General features: G+C 52.9%; 15 protein-coding genes. 3 read left to right on the top strand and 12 right to left on the bottom strand.

The genetic code is table 11. The features are described 5' to 3' along the window. Positions 1 to 4: 4 nt before the first annotated feature. From EI42_RS26015 to EI42_RS25970, 10 genes are all read right to left on the bottom strand, one after another. Positions 5 to 2,902: a GNAT family N-acetyltransferase gene (locus EI42_RS26015; RefSeq protein ID WP_111325566.1), complete on the bottom strand. Its 2,898-nt coding sequence runs from the start codon at positions 2,900 to 2,902 to the stop codon at positions 5 to 7. A gap of 10 nt (positions 2,903 to 2,912) precedes the next feature. Further along, positions 2,913 to 3,401, bottom strand: coding sequence for a 3-hydroxyacyl-ACP dehydratase FabZ (gene fabZ / locus EI42_RS26010; RefSeq protein WP_111325565.1), 489 nt, complete (start codon positions 3,399 to 3,401; stop codon positions 2,913 to 2,915). Positions 3,402 to 3,418: 17 nt separating this feature from the next. Then, positions 3,419 to 3,739, bottom strand: coding sequence for an acyl carrier protein (locus EI42_RS26005; RefSeq protein ID WP_111325564.1), 321 nt, complete (start codon positions 3,737 to 3,739; stop codon positions 3,419 to 3,421). A 28-nt stretch (positions 3,740 to 3,767) separates the two neighbouring features. Next, positions 3,768 to 4,514 carry a 3-oxoacyl-[acyl-carrier-protein] reductase gene (gene fabG / locus EI42_RS26000; RefSeq protein ID WP_111325563.1) on the bottom strand — a complete coding sequence of 249 codons (747 nt, stop codon included), beginning with the start codon at positions 4,512 to 4,514 and terminating at the stop codon, positions 3,768 to 3,770. A gap of 13 nt (positions 4,515 to 4,527) precedes the next feature. Beyond that, positions 4,528 to 5,481, bottom strand: coding sequence for an ACP S-malonyltransferase (locus EI42_RS25995; RefSeq protein WP_111325562.1), 954 nt, complete (start codon positions 5,479 to 5,481; stop codon positions 4,528 to 4,530). 9 nt (positions 5,482 to 5,490) lie between these two features. After that, positions 5,491 to 6,441, bottom strand: coding sequence for an ACP S-malonyltransferase (locus tag EI42_RS25990; RefSeq protein ID WP_111325561.1), 951 nt, complete (start codon positions 6,439 to 6,441; stop codon positions 5,491 to 5,493). A 33-nt stretch (positions 6,442 to 6,474) separates the two neighbouring features. After that, the gene (locus EI42_RS25985; protein WP_111325560.1) at positions 6,475 to 7,593 is read right to left on the bottom strand and encodes an ABC transporter permease; all 1,119 of its coding nucleotides are present in this window, start codon (positions 7,591 to 7,593) and stop codon (positions 6,475 to 6,477) included. A 34-nt stretch (positions 7,594 to 7,627) separates the two neighbouring features. Further along, positions 7,628 to 8,617 (bottom strand): ABC transporter ATP-binding protein, encoded by a 990-nt coding sequence (locus EI42_RS25980; protein WP_111325559.1) that lies wholly within the window; start codon positions 8,615 to 8,617, stop codon positions 7,628 to 7,630. 301 nt (positions 8,618 to 8,918) lie between these two features. After that, complete coding sequence (locus EI42_RS25975) at positions 8,919 to 9,512, bottom strand: DUF3159 domain-containing protein (RefSeq protein WP_111325558.1); 594 nt, start codon at positions 9,510 to 9,512, stop codon at positions 8,919 to 8,921. 14 nt (positions 9,513 to 9,526) lie between these two features. Then, positions 9,527 to 9,736, bottom strand: coding sequence for a hypothetical protein (locus EI42_RS25970; protein WP_111325557.1), 210 nt, complete (start codon positions 9,734 to 9,736; stop codon positions 9,527 to 9,529). Positions 9,737 to 9,996: 260 nt separating this feature from the next. Here EI42_RS25970 and EI42_RS25965 point away from each other — a divergent pair, with 260 nt between their 5' ends. The 3 genes from EI42_RS25965 to EI42_RS25955 are packed head-to-tail and all read left to right on the top strand — an operon-like array spanning position 9,997 to position 13,288. Then, on the top strand, positions 9,997 to 10,446 hold the full coding sequence (locus EI42_RS25965; protein WP_111325556.1) for an acyl-CoA thioesterase: 450 nt from the start codon (positions 9,997 to 9,999) through the stop codon (positions 10,444 to 10,446). Between the two features lie 34 nt (positions 10,447 to 10,480). Continuing rightward, positions 10,481 to 10,807 (top strand): acyl carrier protein, encoded by a 327-nt coding sequence (locus tag EI42_RS25960; protein WP_111325555.1) that lies wholly within the window; start codon positions 10,481 to 10,483, stop codon positions 10,805 to 10,807. Between the two features lie 21 nt (positions 10,808 to 10,828). Then, on the top strand, positions 10,829 to 13,288 hold the full coding sequence (locus EI42_RS25955; RefSeq protein WP_111325554.1) for a beta-ketoacyl-[acyl-carrier-protein] synthase family protein: 2,460 nt from the start codon (positions 10,829 to 10,831) through the stop codon (positions 13,286 to 13,288). 646 nt (positions 13,289 to 13,934) lie between these two features. On the opposite strand, the gene EI42_RS25945 is transcribed toward EI42_RS25955, so the two are convergent. Together EI42_RS25945 and EI42_RS25940 are read right to left on the bottom strand one after the other, a co-directional pair. Continuing rightward, entirely contained in the window at positions 13,935 to 17,246 is a 3,312-nt protein-coding gene (locus EI42_RS25945) for an AfsR/SARP family transcriptional regulator (protein ID WP_111325552.1), read from the bottom strand. A 906-nt stretch (positions 17,247 to 18,152) separates the two neighbouring features. Then, the gene (locus EI42_RS25940; protein WP_211326348.1) at positions 18,153 to 19,100 is read right to left on the bottom strand and encodes a DUF5655 domain-containing protein; all 948 of its coding nucleotides are present in this window, start codon (positions 19,098 to 19,100) and stop codon (positions 18,153 to 18,155) included. Positions 19,101 to 19,284 lie beyond the last annotated feature (184 nt).

Raw genomic sequence — 19,284 nt, 5'->3', positions numbered from 1 at the left:
CCATTCATCCTTTCACACTGCCTGTCTGGCTCCGCTGAAAGCCTGCGACACTGAAAGCCTGTTCCAGCGAATCTGAGACAAAGAGATATGAGTATGCTCGTTGTGTCTCTCCTGGTGCCACATCAAAATGATGAAGAAGGGCATGTTGAAAACCATCCTTTGGCCATTCATAGGTTGCAATCTCCGGTGCGCAGAGACTTACAGCCACGTCTCGCCCCAGCGTCACAACACAACTGCGTCCGGTATAGACCCGCCTGCCTCGCTTTTCCTCCTTCAGATACGCTCCCTTCCCCTGCCGCTCATAGTACAGCATCTTCGGCACGCGACTATGCAGCGCTCGGAAGAAGGCATAAAACAGGAGATCAAAGGTTTCAGTTACCGCCCGCGTGTTGTGATATTCAGCCATCAACCGAAGCATACTTGTCCCTGGCAGGACAGAATAAGCGATGCGCAGTGCACCGGCAGTCAAGATCACGCCCTCCCAGGCTCGCCCCTGTGCATCCAGCTCCTGATATGGCTGGACTTCATATTCAGGAATTCGCTCACCATCACAAAGTAAGCTCTCCAGCAAATTAGTACGCTCATTGACCCTGTAGGGATGGATACCACCAAACCAGGACGCGTTTTCACCAAACGGACGCGGTCGAGGCAACGCTGTTTGTAGCAGATTAGCCCCCTGAAAGGTCAAACTGTAGATGCTCCCGGCAAACTTTGGCGCGACCTGAAAACGTACCACTCCGTTATCAACCTGATAGCCTCGGGTCTGTCCTGTCCCGCCCGGTGTAAGTCGCACTGCGGGCGCCTCCTGCACCGAGAGTCGTTCCAGCACCGTTTCGATAGCGGGTCGCGTCTCAGGCGTCTGCATTGCCAAAACCGCTGTTTGTTCCGCCTCAACCGGGCCATGAGCATAGCAGGTCTGCCAGTGACGCTGAACCTCATTTGCTCCACCAGGCCCGATATAGTAGGCGTAGCCAGGCAAGATAGCTTCTTTCTCCGGGAGCTCGAAAAATAGCGACGGCATCCAATGAAGCCCGTAACAGATCTCAGCGGCACGCTCCCAGAGCAGCCCTGTACAGCGACCAGCTTCTTCAAACACCGACCAGTTTTCGGCATAAGCCGCGCTCTCGCACGGCAGATCTGCACTCGGAATAGCCTCAAACTCGTGCATTGCATAGGGATATTCCCCATAGATTACCGGTCTCGTCTGCCAGCCCTCACGCAAGGGCACAGTAAGCACACTCTGGCGTAGAGCGCACCAGCCATACGTTTTCAACCTGGCCTGCCGTCTCCGAGCTGGCTTCCATGCTTGCTGAATCTCCAGCAGATGATCATCACGCAGCCGCAGCGTTCGCCTGAGCAAGCTGCCATCTTTCAGCGTTTCCTGTAGCGTCAGCGTGCCATCTGCCTCACAGCATGCCTCAAGCCTACGCACCTTACCTCGCTTCAAGCCGCCAGGGAATGGCGGCCCTACATCGGGCCATGCCTCATACAGAGCTAACCTGCTTGCACCCTTATCCCAGATATGCATCAGACCTGTCTTCGCATCGATGGTTGCTCTTACAGCAGTCGACTCAAGCACATACGCTCCGCTCTCTTCACGGTAGCTGACCGCCATTCCCCGACGTAGCGCCGGTAACATTACCGGGTCCAGTTGCCGCCGGGTTCCATCCTCTGCCTGCGCCTCGAACACGACGGCATGAACGCCCTCTGGAACCCCCTCACAGGAGAGCGCCGTTTCAGCAGCGCTCTCTGCTGCGAGAGTTATGCTGTCACACCGGGCCCAGGAGGGCGCAACAACAGACAGTGAACAGGGACGTTGCGTTGCATTTTGCAAACAAATCGGTACGCGCACCGTCTCAGTTCCCGGCACGAGATGGACTAACGGGCGCACTCGCTGGGCATGCACACCTGTCAATAATCTGACGCCTACCTGAAAATCAAGCGAGCAGCTCTCCAAATGCAAGGTACAGCGCACAACGTGCCGTCCTGGCTGTGGAAAGACCAGCCGCTCCACATACCGCCAGTGCTGGTGGGGACCGAATATTCTCCGTGTAAGCACTTCGCTCCCATCAGCCCGGCTGACAGCACAAGCCTGTTCACATTGGGTGGTCAGTTCGTGTACCAGCTTCAGTTCTTCACCAACCAGACCCTCTGGCCCGGCCTCTGGATAAAAGCTGAAATGAACAGCGTTTGTCTGTAACTCCACCAGTCCATTGCTCTCGACATCCAGCCGGAAACGATAGAAATGTTCTTCAAAATGAATCTCGTAGGTAATCACTTCCAGGCCGTTCCAGCTTTCGGTATCGTAGCCGGTTGAGCGCAGTGACTGCCTGGGAGCCAGGAAGCGCCAGCAGCTTTCAACTCGTGGCAGCGTAGTCAGATAATCCGGGACCATCTGTTTGATACTGCGCATAATCAGCGGCTGATATCCCTTCAGCTCAATCTGCCCATCGTAGTCGATGCTGCTTGCCCGTGTGCGATAAAGGCCCATACGTTTATAAAGTGCCAGGGCTGTTGTGTTCGCCGGGTTCACGGTCGCGCTGATACAGCTATAACCATCGCGAATCAGGGCTCGCAACGCCTCAATGAAGAGCAGGTTGGGAATCGAGCCATTACGGAACTCCGGGTGAATAAAGAAGCTCCCTGCGAACACCTCTTCAGGCTGTGCAACTCGCTGCTCCGATACCTGAAACAGGCCCAGCGTGCCCACAATTGCGTTTGGCTCCTGACTCTCGGCAACAAGAAACAGATAGGTGCCTCGTTCCTCTAACAGGCGACGGAAAGTCGCGCCGGTTAACGCCTGTCCACCGGCAATCGGGCCAAAACCTCCCCGATTATAGAGGTCAACCACGCCCTCAACATCCGCCTCTTGCAATGGACGAATTGCGATGGAGCCTGACATACATCACCTCCTACAGCTCTTCGGGCTGAGCCTGCGTAACGCCGAGGATACCTTCTGCAACCAGATGCGGTCCAACATGCGCAGAGACTTTAACCTGGGAAAACACGCCATGACCGGCTGCGACACTCGACTTCAGCGTTAATTGATCTCCCGGCACCACCGGGCGCATAAACTTCATACTCTTAATCATCACCAGATAGCCTACATGATCTGCCACCTCCTCCAACGCCGCACCAGCCCCACACTCTTCGGCCCGAGCCAGGTGCCCACTACAGTAGACAATCGCGGTTAACTGGGCCAGCGCCTCCACAATCAGCACCCCGGGCATGATTGCCCGCTGCGGGAAATGGCCCTCAAAGAATGGCTCGCTAATGGTCACGTTCTTGATCCCGACCGCATATTTGTCTGGCACCAGCTCGGTCACACGATCCAGCAGCAGGAAGGGCCAGCGATGGGGTAACATCGTTCGTATTTCGTCTGCTCCTAATGTCGTCTTCATGACATTACTCCTTCTCCCTATGCTTCAAACATCGGTGCGGCGACCGGTTCACGCCCTTGCTGAAAGGCCAGGATGTATTCAGCGATCTTATTGACCGAGCTCAACGAACTGATATCATCATCGCTCACCGAGACCTCAAATGCCTCCTCGATGCCGACCACCAGTTCAAGCGCATCCAGGGAGTCCAGGCCGAGACCGCGACCAAAGAGCGGCTGGTCATCCGTTATCTGGCCAGGCTCACAGCTCAATTCCAGTGAGTTCACCAGCAATTCCTTGATTCGTTCGTTCAATATGCGCCGCTGCAGTGCCTTCTCATACAGCTCCTGAGATACTGCCATTGTTTTTCTCCTTCCTTTCCTTTTCGTATCAAACAGTCACTAAACCGCCATCGACAATGAAGACTTTTCCGGTAATATAGGCGGCCTTTGACGAGGCCAGAAACGAGACCATATACGCGATCTCCTCCGGCTTGCCGATCCGGCCCAGGGGAACCATCTCCAGATATTTTTTCAACACATCCGGCTCCATCTGTCGGGTCATATCAGTCTCGGTAAAGCCCGGAGCCACAACATTCGCTCTGATTCCTTGCGGAGCCACTTCACGCGCCAATCCTTTCGTGAAGGCAATCAGGCCACCCTTCGACGCTGAATAATTGAGTTGGCCAGGCTGCCCTACTACCCCGCTGGTCGAGGCCACATTGATAATCGCGCCCCGCTTCTGCCGGTGCATAATCTTGAGTGCCTCTCGCGTACAGAAGAACGTCCCTTTCAGATTGGTGTCTATAACGTCCTGCCATTTGGCTGCGCTCATCATCGTGACAAAGCCATCCTTCGTGATCCCGGCGTTGTTCACCAGGATATCCAGCCGCCCATACTCCTTTTTAATTTCACGACACATTCGCTGGACTGCGGCCTCATCCGCGACGTTTGCCTGAAAGATCTTTGCCGTGCCGCCAGCTCGCTCAATCTGGTCAGCAACCTGCAACGCCTCCTCCTCCTTGCTGTGATAATGTACCATGACTTTCACACCATAGGAGGCCAGATCAAGAGCGACTGCCTTGCCAATGCCGCGCGATGCGCCTGTTACTAGCGCTACTTCCTCTCCGGTAAACATTGCCTTGCTCCTCTTATGCTGCTTGCTTCTCGCTCAGATGGGTAAAGACTGCCTCTATTTCAGCGACGGTGCCACAGGGAAGAGCCGTATGTGGTGTCTTCCAGGCGCTGGCCAGCTTCGTTAATGTTTGACAGGGACCAACCTCCAGGAAGAGCCGGTACCCCTCCTCAAGCATCCGGCTAAACGACTGCCGCCAATAGACCGCGCCACCATTCAGATCAAGCAGTGCCTCACGCACCCGGTGCGGATCGGTCGTCACCTCGTTAAAGCCGCTCAACAGAACGGGGATTCGAGGCTGTCGGATCGTCATCGTGTTGACCAGTTCGCACCATTGTTCCTGAATTACCATCAGTAGTGGCGAGTGATGCGCGTTCCCAACACTGAAGCGCTCCGGTCTCGGGATGTAGACACCTCGCAGGCCCCGTACCCGCTCCCGTACCCGCCGAAGGACCTCATCCGATCCGGCAAACACGATCTGTGTTGGACTGTTATACAGCCCCACGTGCGCCTTCTCCTCGCCCCCGATCAGCTCCACCTGTTGCATGACTTCCTCGTTTGCCGTGATGATCGCCAGCATAGAGCCGCGCTTTTCAGGTGGGATCGAGGCGATCAATCGCCCGCGCTGCTCCAGCACACGCACTGCCTGGGCAAAATCAATAGCATCAGCGGCAAGCAGTGACGCAAAGATTCCACCACTGGCACCCGCAACGATCGCAGGCCTTAACCCCGCCCCTTCCAGTACCCGCAGACTCGCCACGCTCACCACAAACATAGTTAACAGGCGCATTTCCTGTGTACTGGTCAGTTCGTTGAGCGGGCTATAGAAGCACTTTTGTGCGAAATCATAACCCAGCACGGCGCTTGCTTGTGAGAAAACCGCACGCGCTTCAGGCCAACGCTCTGCCAGATCGCGACCCATTCCCTCGCGCTGTGAGGCCATACCGGGAAAGAGAAACGCGTATCGCATACCATCCTCCTACGCTGCGCGGGTTGCGAGCTGCTGCTTCTGCGCCTGCTTGATCAGCTTCGCCAGATGCGGCACACTCTCTGTAACCTGAACCGTTATTCGACCGGGCCAGGCGCGGGCCAGTCCCGCCAGCGTATGCCCCATGCCAACTTCAATGAGCTGTGTGATGTTTAGATCAAGCAGGTGCTGGAAGAGCGAGCGCCACTGCACTGTTCTGGTAAACTGTTCAACCAGATCTTTCCGAATCTCGCTCACATCGGTTGTATAGTTGCCCTGCACGTTTAACCCGACCGGGATACGAGCGGTCAGCAGAGGATAGTCGTTCAGAAATTGCTCCCATTCCTGCTTCTTCTCACCCATCAGGCGCGAGTGGAAAGCCTGGCTAACCGAAAAACGCTTCGCCTGCACACCGCTTCGGTCGGCCAGGGCATCCTGTAGTGCCTGGATGCTCTCAACCGCACCCGAGAAGACGGACTGTGCGGGACTATTGTTCGCCGCGATATCAAGCCCAAAGCGCTCCCGCGCCATCTTCTCAACCTCTTTCAGCTTCAGTTCGTCGGCAGAGGCCACCGCCAGCATACTTCCGGGTTGTTGTACCGCCGCCATCAGCAACCCTCGCTGCCGCACAATGCGTACGGCATCCGCAAAGGGAAGACAGCCCGCCGCCACCAGACTGGCAAAGGAGCCAATGCTATGCCCGGCCACGATACCCGGAATAATTCCTTCCTGGGTCAGCACTCTCTGGAGAGCGACACTCATCGTCAGGATCGCTGGCTGCGCATTCTCGGTCGCCGTCAATGTCACCTGTGGACCGGTAAAGCAGAGCCTGCTCAGATCAAAACCCAGAATGTCATTCGCTTCTTCAAAGGTCTCTCGGGCTATCACATAGTTTCTGTACAGATCTTTGCCCATTCCGACCTGTTGCGACCCCTGCCCGGGGAAGAGAAACGCGTACTCCATATAGCATTCATCCTTTTCACTGAACGCTCAACATTATTCGTACCGGAAACGGGCCGTTGCAATCAGCACCCCGCCAATACCGATACAGGCCAGCACAATTAATGGAGTGAGAACCGCAGAGAAACCATTACCATACACCAGTAACTGATTGAAGCCGCTCATCGCCCAGGCTGTCAGCGTGACCTTCGCGACGTTCTGCATCCATTCCGGCTCGATATAGAGCGGCCACCACGAGCCTCCCAGAGCAGACATCGCCAGCACACAGAGCGTCACCACACCTGTCACCTGCGCCCTCGTCTTGATAAAAGCCGCGATCAACATACCCAGACCGGTCGCAGCAAAGGCTGTTGCCACAATCACCGTGATCAGAGCCAGCAGATCGTTTCCAAGCCACATCCCGAATAGATAGTGACCGGCAGTAAACAGGACGACACACTGTAACAGCGCAACCAGGAAGTTTGCCAGCATCTTCCCCAGAATAATCGAGAATTTCGATATTGGCAGCGTCTTCAGCTTACGTAGCGTGCCCGCTTCGCGTTCGGTCAGCAGCGAGGCCGCGGCAAAGGTCGTGCTGAAGAGAATGAACATCACCGCATAGCCAGGAACCGTCGCATCAAAAGCCGAGGGTTGATGATAGTTCTCGCCCACCTTGTTTTCTTCCTGCTCAACCTCAATCAGCGTTTTTGTCTGCGTCATCTGGGTTGTGATCTTGTTCACCACACTGCTGACAACGGGCGGCACGACCTTATCTGTCGGGTCAGTCAGTACCGTGATCCGGGTCGGCCGCTGCTGGATCATATCATCAGAAAAGTGCTCAGGGATCACTATTGCCGCCTTCAGATCCGGGACCCGCTTCTTCGCCTCATCGAGCGTCATTGTATGTTCTTGCTTGTCCTCATCGGTATAGGTAGTCAGAATCTCAAGCGCCGAGTTCTTTTTCAGTGCATCGACCAGCGCCTGCGCATAGGGACCGGTATCCTGTTGCACCACCGGGATCTGGAACTTGCTATAGGTCTTGCTGTTGCTCAGGTTTGGTAGAGCATACCCGGCTACCGCGATCACCAGTAACGGCGTCAGAAACAGGAACAGGATACTTGGTAGATCCTTCATCTGTAGCCGGATATCCTTAAGTGCGACATGCCAGAAGGTCATAACCCCATCTCCTTCATCAGATATAGCGAATGCTTTACTCGCGCAATGCCTTGCCCGTCAGGCTCAAGAACACGGTTTCTAGATTGACTTCCTGCGTCTGCATATCTGTCACCGGCACATCCCGTTGCTGAAGCACACCGATCACATCGCGGGCCGCCTGATATGGCGCTGGAGCCGCAACAGTCAGGATCTGTTCGCTGTAGTCAGCCTGCTGCACTGTAGCCAGCTCACGCACCTGCTCAAGCACATCTTCGGGCAGCGCCTCTATGCTGAAAGTCAACCGAGTCGCACCAATCTTCTGAATCAGTTCCTGAGGCGTGCCTAGCGCGATGATCTGCCCATGATCATAGATCGCCACCCGGTGACAGAGCGTCTGCGCTTCTTCCATATAATGAGTGGTATAGAAAACGCTCATATTGCGCTCCCGCACCAGCATACGGATACACTCAAAGATATGGTTACGCGACTGCGGGTCAACGCCAACAGTTGGCTCATCCAGAAAGAGCAGGCGCGGATGATTGAGCAACCCGATTGCCAGATTCAAACGCCGTTTCATGCCCCCCGAATAGGTCCCGGCTTTCTTTTTCGCCACATCGGTTAACCGGGCAATCTCCAGCACTTCATCAATCCGTTCCTTTGCCAGTTTGCCCGCAAGATGATACATACGCGCAAAGAATTTGAGATTCTCCAGTGCCGATAGCTCCTGATAAATCGTGAGATCCTGCGGTACCAGGCTGATAACATCTTTGACTTTGCGCGCATCTTTCACCAGATCAAAACCGCACATGGTCGCACTACCTTTATCAGGAGTCAGGATACCGGTTAATACCGAGATCAGCGTTGTTTTACCGGCACCATTGGGCCCGAGTAGTCCAAATACTTCACCGGCTTTCACTTCCAGGCTGACCCCTTTTACTACCTGAAAAGCACCGAAGCTCTTATAAATTTCACGAGCCTCAATCACATTCTCAACCTTATCAGTAGACTTCCCCTGCCTGGGAGCCTGCTCTACTATCATCGCCATGAATTTCACCTGGCTTTCTTCTCTGTCTCCATATTCCAACAATACCTGTCAGTTGCAGCCCATCCGCTTCACGTTCTCCAACTGACTTCGCTCAAAGCATACCCGCCTCTCGTTCACACCGAGTCATCAATCTGTTCGCATCAGTTGAACCTCTGATAGCCTGAAAAGGGGCCAGCGTTCGTCGAAAGGTCGAGACCAGGTGCCTCCATTTAGAAGCCTCCTGGCATTTTCGCTCAAGAGAAAGCAGAGGACGCGAGTGCACCACTATGGATGGCTCGCGTCCTCTGACAGGACTATCTCTTTAATTCTGCTTCGTCCGCAGGCTGGTATACCATTTGGTCAGAAAGGGTGTGGCCACAGCCGTTGCTACCACCAGAGCGATTGGCACGATATTGCCTAGCCAACCAGTAAAGGCTATAGAGAGCACCATATCTACCAGGAATGCGCATCCCCAGACAATGGTTAGAAACCGATTCGTTTCCCGAAACATCGGATTCTCCCACAGCTCCGGCGAAACCGAACGTTTCGCATACTGCTCAGTCCAGGGAACACCCCGCACCAATGAGAGGATCACCTGCACAAGCAGCAACAGATAAATGAATGCGCCCAGACGCTGCAATAGAAAGGTACTCTGGAACCCAAAGTACAGCACAGCATTGACCAGACCGAAAAACAACGAGAGCGCTTCCAGGCTGGTCACGCCACGCTTCTGGCTCAGATTATAAAGAATCGTCACCAGTGAAATGCTGATCGCGGCAACAATACAGGCCGTCCAGAGCTGCAACATCAGCAGCGGGATCATCAGCACGATAGGGATCAGGCCCCCAAAACTAGCAAACCAATTTGTTCTCTGTTGAGAACTCGTCTCTTGAAGGGTGGCGGTTGTGTTCTGCAATGATCTCTCCTTTGTCACTTTTTATATCCTATTCTCTCTATGACGACTCTACTCAACTCGTAGACATCTTTCACCTGCAGATTCTCGAAAGCCGCTTGCTCCTCTTCAGTAAGTTGAAAGCCTCGTCGCAACGCCGCAACGGCTCCGCACTGAATCAGTTCCTGATAAAACTCAGCATCCACACTGGCCAAGATCAGCAACTCATTGATTATTTGCCATGACATAGCACTTCATCCTTACACGCTCACTTCTTGCAAAGAAGGGGGGTTAACGACAGAAAAAGCATACTCCGCCTCAATTCACTTCTTGTTTGCAACTGTTCGCACGAATTAGCACCCGTAGAGCTTCAGCAGTCAAACAGCCTCCTTGCAGGAATCTACAATTGCGAATTCAAAGGCAACCAGGTGTGAACAGAACTCGGGTATGCTTCCAGCAGGTCCGGACATAAACACTGTCTGAAAAGAGGAGAGAAAGAAGTTGTGTGATGGTACTGAAAGCCAGAGCAATTATTCCTGTACGCTTCGTGGAATGCGATCCAATGGGCGTCGTTCACCATTCTCATTACTTTGTCTGGTATGAGATCGGGCGCGTCACCCTGGCAAAGCAGATAGGACTGAATCTGGAGGCGCTGCCCGATGGGAGCACGCTTCATTTTCCGGTTGTTACCTGTAGCAGTCACTTTCGCGTTTCGGCGCGCTACGGAGATATAGTCGAGGTAGAAACGGTTCTCAAAAAACCGGTCAAAGCGCGCTTTGATTTCACCTATCGTGTGTATCGGCAACAAGGGCATCAGCTCCTTACAGAGGGCGCATCCTCACATGTCCTGATGCGTACCGACGGACGCATTTTGTTTCACCTGCCGCCACATATCAGCGACCAAATTGAACGCTATCTGGCTGAGACAGAGCATACGTCCCAGGCAAAAAAAGCATAAATACCATTCTACCCAGAAAGAAAGGAAGGAAGACATGAGCAACTATCAGGAAACGAGGGAGAAGGCACTACAGCGCCGAGCCCTCAATGAACAGATCAAGTCCCTGCTGGTCTCATACCTTGAACTCAATTGTGAGCCAGGTCAGATAACGGATGATCAGCCGCTCTTTGGCCGCGGTCTCGGCCTGGACTCCCTGGATGCGCTTGAACTGGTGGTCGGCATCGAGGAGGCATTTGAGGTCTCGGTGAGCGATGATGATATCAGTTCGTTGAGCTCGGTCAATAAGATCGCTGAATACATCCTGGCCTTTCAGCAAGGGCGTGAACCGGTCGCCGCACCGATGTTTGAGCAACACGCCTGATACAAAATAAAGGAGGCTCATATGACGCGTGAACGAATTGTCGTCACAGGGGTTGGCGTCATCTGCGCTAATGGCATTGGACAGAAAGCCTTCTGGGATAACGTCGTACGCGGGAGCAGTGGCATCCGCTCGGTCCACACCGTCGATATGACCAATCTTTCGACCGATGTCGCAGGCGAGGTGACTGAATTTCACCCTGAGCGCTACTTTTCCAAACGAGAAATGCGCTTTATGGACCGCTGCGGCCAGATGGCAGTGATTGCCGCACGAGAGGCAGCGGAACATGCTCATATCAATGTACAACAGCTCGACCCTTATCGTATCGGGGTTGTCCTGGGCACCTCGCTTGGCGGTATGGTCAGTGGGCAGATGTTCCATGAGCAGTGGATTAAGCGGGGTATTCATAAAACGCATCCGCGCTTGCTTCAGCTCTACACCCTGCATGCGCCATTAGATCTGATCAGCATTGATCTTGGTCTGAAAGGCCCAAAAAGCGTCATTTCAAACGCCTGTGCAGCAGGCACAAATGCCATTGGTTTTGCCACTGAGTTCCTGATTAGTGGGAAAGCAGACGTCATGTTTACCGGTGGCGTCGATCCGCTCTCTCATCTCTCATTTTCCGGCTTTAATAGCCTCTCGGCTCTGAGCCCTGAAGCCTGCGCACCCTATAGCAAGAGTAATGGCCTCAATCTGGGCGAAGGCGCGGCCATTCTTGTGCTTGAGCGACTATCCCATGCTGAGGCGCGCGGCGCCACTATTCTGGCAGAGGTGATGGGCTATGGCCTCTCATCTGATTCCTATCATCAGACGGCACCCGATCCCGGCGGCTCTGGCGCGATCCGCTCCATGAGCACAGCCGTCGAGATGGCTAACATTAGCATTCATGAGATCTCGTATATCAACGGGCATGGGACTGGCACGCCCACCAACGATATGATTGAACCAAAGGCCATCCGCGCCTTTTTAAAGGAGCACAAGGATATTCCTATCAGTTCCACCAAATCGATGATCGGGCATACCCTGGGTGCTGCCGGCGCAATTGAAGGGGTCACCTGTGTGCTTGCCTTGCAGGATGGCATCCTGCCCCCAACCATCAACTTCGACGAAGAGCGACGCACCTACGACCTGGATTTCGTGCCCAACCACTCCAGACCGGCCAAACTGGACATCATTCTTTCAAACTCGTTCGGTTTTGGCGGCAATAATGCAAGTATTATCTTTGGCAAGTATCCTCGGGCCGGGCATGGACACGCGTGGCAACACAAGCGCGTTGTTATCAGTGGCATTGGCGCTCTTGCTGCTGGAGCCAACACGACTGCTGAGGTCTTCTCTCGTCTGCGCGAGGGGCAATCTCAGATCCAGCCTATTATTGAGTTCGACGCCTCGCCCTACGGCAGCTTGCTGGCGGGTATGATTCGTGGCCTGCGCTATGAGAAGATCATTAACCCTGGCCTTCTTCGGAAGATGGATACGATCAGCAAACAGGCTGTTGCAGCAGCGAAATTCGCTCTGACTGATAGCGGCTTCAAGATTGATCGCCACAACTGCGAACAGGTGGGGATTCTCTTCGCAACCGGGACTGGCCCCGTTGAAACGGTTGAGTCCTTCTACCGCACCGTGATTGAGCAGGGAGTGAAGAATGCCAACCCGCGCCTCTTTCCGAATACCGTGATGAATGCCGCTGCCGGGCACGTTTCCCTGCATTTCAAGATCAAAGGGCCAACGTCAACGATCACCGCAGCCGGCACCTCAACGATCAGTGCCCTCTTCTACGCGTACAGTCTGATTCAGCGCGGTGTCGTTGATACAATCCTTGTTGTAAGTTCCGATGAATGCAATGAGCCGATGCTGGCAGGCTTCGGACGTATTCCCAATTTCCTGAGTCGCGACACCCTGCGCCCCTTTGATCGCTCGCACTCCGGCACGAATATAGGCGCAGCCAGTACCGCCTTCTTGATTCAGAGCGAAGAGGCAGCTCGCTCCTGTGGCGCCCGTCCATATGCCGAACTGGCAGGCTTTGGCATGACGGCCGATACCTTCCGCGTCGCCCGCATCAACGAAGAGGGAACTGAATGGCAACGTTCGTTTGAACTCGCCCTGCTCGATGCCGGGATTGAACCGGCACAGCTAGGTGCAGTCTTCGCAGCTGCGAACGGCCTTCCTCTCGTTGATGAAGTTGAGGCCAGGGTTCTCGCCCGTGTCGTTGGCGATCGCGTCCCCGTCACTGCCCCTAAGTCAATCTTCGGCGAAACACATGGCTCTGCCGGAGGACTCAATATCATCGCCGGTATTGCAGCGTTGCATGATGGTTTTATCTCTGCCACAGCTAATTTGCGGGAGCCTCAAGAATATGCAGCGCTCGACTATGTCTATGGTGCGGCGCGCCCCGCCACTCCCGAGCATGTATTGATCTCAAGCTACTCGGTAACAGGCTCAGGCAATTATCATTCACTCGTTCTGCGCCGCTATCAGGCGGCTTAGGAAGCTTGTCAGTCCTCCTTCCTTTCATCAGGGGTGTTTGCAATGGCAAGCACCCTCATTCTCCTATGCCTCTCATAACGCTCGTTCCCCTCACCTATGGGAACTGCTCACATCTTGATGCCACAGCCCGGGACAGCAACTTCCTCAACTCGATGTTTATCACTTGTCCCTGATGTGTCAAACAAGGAAGCCAAAGCAGAGCGCTTGCACCGGTTCTCTAAGGTGCAGTAGAGTTCAGACACAAGCCTCCTCCTTTATCATTGCCAATAGACATACAAGCAGGTATTGCCTCTCGATTCGCTGTAAACAGGTGCGAACAGTAAGCCTATCCACGCGCATACAGTGTTAACACCAATCAAGTAAGCTGAAAGTGAAAGGAAAAAGCAACTCTTAGAAAAGACCTGGAGGACAGCAATGAAAGCAACACACACCATCTGCTCAATCAAACCGTTTATCTTGCACCTGACCCTCATTCTCTTGTTCCTTTCAGCAGCAACTGCAACATTTCTTGCAACCTCAGCCGACGCTCTTCCTGACAGGGCTATCACCCTCACCCATATACAGGGAGACCCTTTTCCTCCTGGAGAGCCAATAAAATGAAATACATGAACAAAAGGGTCGCTCACGTGGCGACCCTTCTCTTTTCCTACTCTCGGACCTGCCCGGTCAGCCGCTGATATAAATGCTGAATGCGTTCCCCGGGCTCAATCCCTAGCTCTTCCTGTAACGCCTCCGCACAGCGCTGATATTGCCGCAATGCGAGACTGCGTTTTCCCATCTGCATATAACAGCGCATCAATCCATAGTGCGCCTCTTCCATACAACGATCAACTATCAGCATCTGTTGCCAGTGAGAGGCGCTCTCCTGATACTCTCCTTGCTTCCAACAAATCAATGCCAGATGCCGCCGAGCATCCAGATAGGCTAGCCGCAGTTCCTCACGTCGAGGAATACACCAGTCATGGTAAAATGACTGCGCATAATCGCCACGATACAGATGCACCATCCGCAGAAAGAGTTCATATGCCTCATCAAACTCTTTCACCTCGTAATTTTCTTTTGCCTCTTTATAGTATTCCTCAAACTGCGCCACATCATAACAAACCTCATCGCCGTAGTGGGCCTGCAAGTTCAGCGCATAGTATCCTGAGCGGTAAGAGATACAGCCTTCACCAAGCGCTTTCCGCAGATAATAGATCGTTGAACGGAGTGTCTGGTCTATTGCCTCATCCACTTCCGGCCAGAGAGCCAGCATAATCTGCTCCTTATGCACAGGCTTTCCCTTATCCAGCAGAAAGAAACATAGCTCCATTGCTCTTGCCATACGCCAGCGCGTGATAGGCTTCCCTTCCAGTAACACTACTGGTTCTCCTAGCGCCAGGATACGTAGCTTCGGCACAACTTCTGTCTTCACCGCCTGAAGACGAGAGTATGCATCCGGCATCTTCGCACGGCTCTGCGGCTCTCTATTCTGCGGCACAGCCTCTTTTTTCACAGGCAGCTCTCGATTGGAGTCCCTTTCATGTTGAAACCGCAACGTCTCAGCGATCCCGGGCAGACGCTCAAGCTCCAGAGGGAGCAATGCTTCATAGTGATATTCCTCCGCAAGCCGCTGCGCCCTTTCTAGATGTCTGACCGCCTCATCTCTTTCCTGCAATGCCCCATAACAGGCAGCCAGGCGCACCATCACTTGAACCAACTCGCGCTTATAGCCTTTTGCGTGCAATGTTTCAGCCAGAGCAAGAAAGCAGGTCTTTGCCTGCTGATATTCCTGCTGATACAGCCACACAGTACCGCGAACCAGCGCCCCAAGTTCGTTATGATAGCTTGTCTTCTCGTCAGCGGTAGCCTCTGTCTGCGCAAGATGAACCAGAGCGGTGTGGGGATCACCCATCAGGAGATAGGTCATTGCAAGTGTATTATGGGTATAGCCAACCAGATAGTGTTCAGCAAGCTGAGAAGCAAGCGATAGCCCATCCTCCATCATGAGTAGCGCCTGATCGTATTTCCCCTGATCCTGATATACGTCTCCCAGGCTAACCAATGCATATGCCTCTGCGCGACGAAAGCCAATTTTTCGCGCCAGATCTAACGCCTCCTGTAAGACAGTGACTGCCTCATCATACTTACCGTATCGCTGTAATGTGACGCCTCTACCGATGAGCGTATTGGCCCGTTCATAATCATCATGCAATTCCTCAAGGCAGGACATCGCGCGTCGGTAATGATGCTCTGCAAGCGCCAGATTCCCCATCAGACTATAGGTATTTGCCAATTGGCTATGCAGTAGTGCTGTCTGTTTCGCCGCGATGCCATACCCCCAGAGCCGCAACGCCTGCTGAAGTTCACGAATACAATCGCCAAAACACCCGAGCATCTGGGCACACATTCCCAGTCGCAGATGAGCTTCTGCCAGAAGCGGTACCTCATCAGCAGGTATGGTTGGCAGAGCCTGCTGACAGAGTATCTGTGCCTGTACATAGTTGCCCGAAAAAAAGAGCGCCTTACTTCGAGCGAGGGCGATTTCAGCCTGTAACAACCGTCGGTCTTCGCTCTCCATCGTTTCAGCAGCGTTATCTACCAGCTCATGGGAACGAGTCAATAGTGGCAGGGCATGAGCGATATCGCCCTGTGCCAGATAGAGGCTTGCCCGAATCAACGGCAACCGCGGATACTTCATCCAGATATCTGTAGGAATATCATCAATCCAGTGTGCCAATCCCTCAGAACTGCGCCCACGCTTTACACTCTGTTGATATGCGTCCTGAAGCAGGCACGCCATCTGCTCATACTCGCCTGCTCTCTGTGCATGATAGAGCGCCTGTTGATACTCACCTCTCTGGCAAAAGAACTCTGAGGCACGTCGCTGTAATTCCGTGTATCGTTCCGGCTGCTCCCGCTGAAACTCCTCACAGAGCATATCACGCAAAACTGGATGACAGAGAAAGAATGGCCCCTCGTCGGTTTCCACCTGACTGACAAAAAGCCCCTGCTGTTCAAGATAGGATAGCCTGCTCGCAGAATCATTTCGCTGCAAGAGCGCGTCACAAACTTCCGGCGCCATCTGCGGCAGGATCGCCACTTCTTTCAAAAAGGCGTACACTTCTTGTTCCCTCTTGAACACCTCATGTACCAGATAGGCGAACAACTGTTGTCGTTCTAGTCGTAGCGTTGATGTCCCTGAAAGAATTCTGCCACCCCCCGGCGACATCTGCCCCTCACCGAGCCGGGTGCCAAGCAAAATACCGGCAATCCATCCATCGAAAGAATGGGCCAGCTTCTCCGCTTCCTGCAAAGTAAGCGTAATGCTTCCCTGTACTCGTGCCAGCTCACATATCTCATCTGGCAAGAAGCGAAAATGCGCATTTCCGATAGCGTACACCTCCCGGCGCGCCAGCAACGGAGCAAGTTCCAATCTGGGCACAGCCCTGCTCTCAACAACGACTGTACAGTGTTGTGGCTGTTTCCGCAGGAAGTGATTGAGAAGCTCCAGCACAGGCGCACTGTTGTTCACCTCATGAAAATCGTTGAGGACCAGAAGAAAATGCTCCTGAATCTCGTTCTCAATCGCGGTCAGCAGAGCATCCATTAAGACCGGCCCGGACAAGGCTTCACTTTCCGAAAAAGCGCTTCCAGAGAGACGCGCGCTCACGGACTTGCCAAAATGAGGAAAGACATGCTGAATACTTGTGACCAGCACACGCAGAAAGGTGATTGCGTCGGCGTCCATCGGTTCCAGGGTATACCAGCAACAGGGCAACTGCGCCTGTCGTATATAATCAACTAGTGCCGTCGTTTTGCCATATCCCCCGGGAGCACAGAGCAAAATCACTCGATACTCCTTTTCATGCTCTCCATCTAAAGCCCCTTTTAAAATCGACAGCAACCGATTCCGGCGGACAAAGGTTCGTGGGATCGCCGGGATATGCACCTTCGATGATACGTCAAAAGCGCCCATAGTATCCCTCTCATTTCTCGATCAATTGCAAAGAAATGCAGTGTCTCCTCAAGCTCAAGTCCATGTTTTCAATACCCGCCCCCTATAATCTGATATAAATCATTCCAGTCCCCAGGAAAAATGATATTTTTCGGCACTGCGTACCTCTGAAAAATGCCAGCAGCCCAATGTCCCAGGAGAGCACGACTACAGTTGCCTCGGAACCAATCTCACGCACTTCTCCAAACACTGAGTCCATTGTCCAGGAACCAGAGCGCCACCGTTTTCCTGAAAAGCGAGGAAGGGAACAACACATTGCGGCCCATGAGAAAAACAATGAAGCGTGTTGTTCCATACCTGCCTGCTCACCTATGACGACTTGCTACTTGCTGTTGACATTAATCAAATCGCAGTCCTGAGGCTCCTTGCTTCAAATCTTATAAAAAATAAGACCCGCTTCTTTATTATGCTTACATATGGTTTCCTCTCCCCCACCAGTGCTGCAAAAAGCAAAGCGCCCCACTACATTCACACTTAAAACATATTAGATATATGCACTCCTTTTATTTTATCTACTTCTATCACATGTGACAAGTAATTGTTTCACAGACATTGCCATAAAATACTGTATACTGCAATTTAACATCATATATACACCCTTCCATTATTTCTCGTCTCCGTATTAAACAGCGTCAATCAAAAACCAGCATCGTTTTCAGTTAAAATCGCAAAAGCTTTTTCGCATCCAAATAAACAGGCAGGACCCTGCACCGGAAAAAGTCCTGCCTACCATAAAATTGCATAACGAAAGAGCGGGCTTCTTCTCAGAGCTATCAGAGAAGAAGCCACGGAATATCTTCTATAGAAATAAAATTCTCCTATAGAAGAGGGGATCGGTATTTCCTCAATCGAAACAGCTTTATTCCTCTATAATTGCATTCGCCACAGGAAAGCCTGCTGCACCAACATCATTGTATCATCAAGCTGATTGAAATCTGTTAATCGTATCTCGACATCCCCGTTTCCATAATGCCCGATATTTGTTACATCTCGACATATCTCTTTCGGATCTTTGATTGCCGTAAAAGGCATATTCAAGATCAGCTTCAAACTTTTCCTCTTTGGCTCGATATCAACAAAGTTGCTGTCTAGCTTATATGCAATGTAGTGCTTTTGTTCCTCTCGCCTTACCTGTTCGCTCAAAGCAAGAATACGTTTATCTATCTCCTCAAAAAGTGCTCCAATTTCTCCTTGCAGATAAAGATGATATCCAATACGAGACGAGTTCTTTGATGCAGACTCTAGTATCAGATAGTCTAACGCTTCTCCTGAATCCTCCGAAAGCACAAGCTGGCTCTCAACAACCTCTGACACCTCATCAATCGTTGGTATATCCCGAATCCATTGCCGGACATTCTGCCAGGTCTCGGTATACCAGACATTCACACCATCACCATACTGCTTCCATTCTCCCTCTACAAGCCTGAAGAGATAGAACCGCTGCTCCGCTCCCTGAATAATGCGCACCCCTTTCGGAACAAAGCCGGCCCGAGGATACTCAGCCGGACCGATGATATCAGCCAGAGCCCCCTTCTTCCATGAGCGCGAATAACGTCGAATAATCGCAGAGGGGAGCTGTGGTATCTGCCATACCTCACAAGCCAAATAGGCCAACTCTTCTATACGGCGCTCAATAGTTTCCTGATTCCAGTGATCCAGTGTAGCCAGCTCATGATTCAGCGCCAGCGGGCTTTCAGCAAAGCCTCCCTTCATATCCCGCTTTTCCAGGAACGTTTTCTCTTCATTCCCCTTGGATGTGTCGCTTAACAATGTCAGATTACCAAAAAGCGGCAGAAGGCCCCTGGCTTCAGCCAAGGGGATGGATGGCGCAGGAAGCCAGCAGCGGCAGGACGTTCCCCTTCGCTTGACAGAAGGCAATCGTTGTGTTAGGATACGCGAAGATAGTGAGGACGAACAAGGAGCAAGGGATGCTGATCTACGAATACAAGCTCGATGGGTCGAAGGCGCAATTCGCCGCCATCGAGGAAGCCATCCGCAC

The organism is Thermosporothrix hazakensis, assembly GCF_003253565.1.
Lineage (GTDB): Bacteria > Chloroflexota > Ktedonobacteria > Ktedonobacterales > Ktedonobacteraceae > Thermosporothrix > Thermosporothrix hazakensis.
Note: the sequence above shows the minus strand (reverse complement) of the source record. Positions and strands in the feature narration are given on the sequence as shown.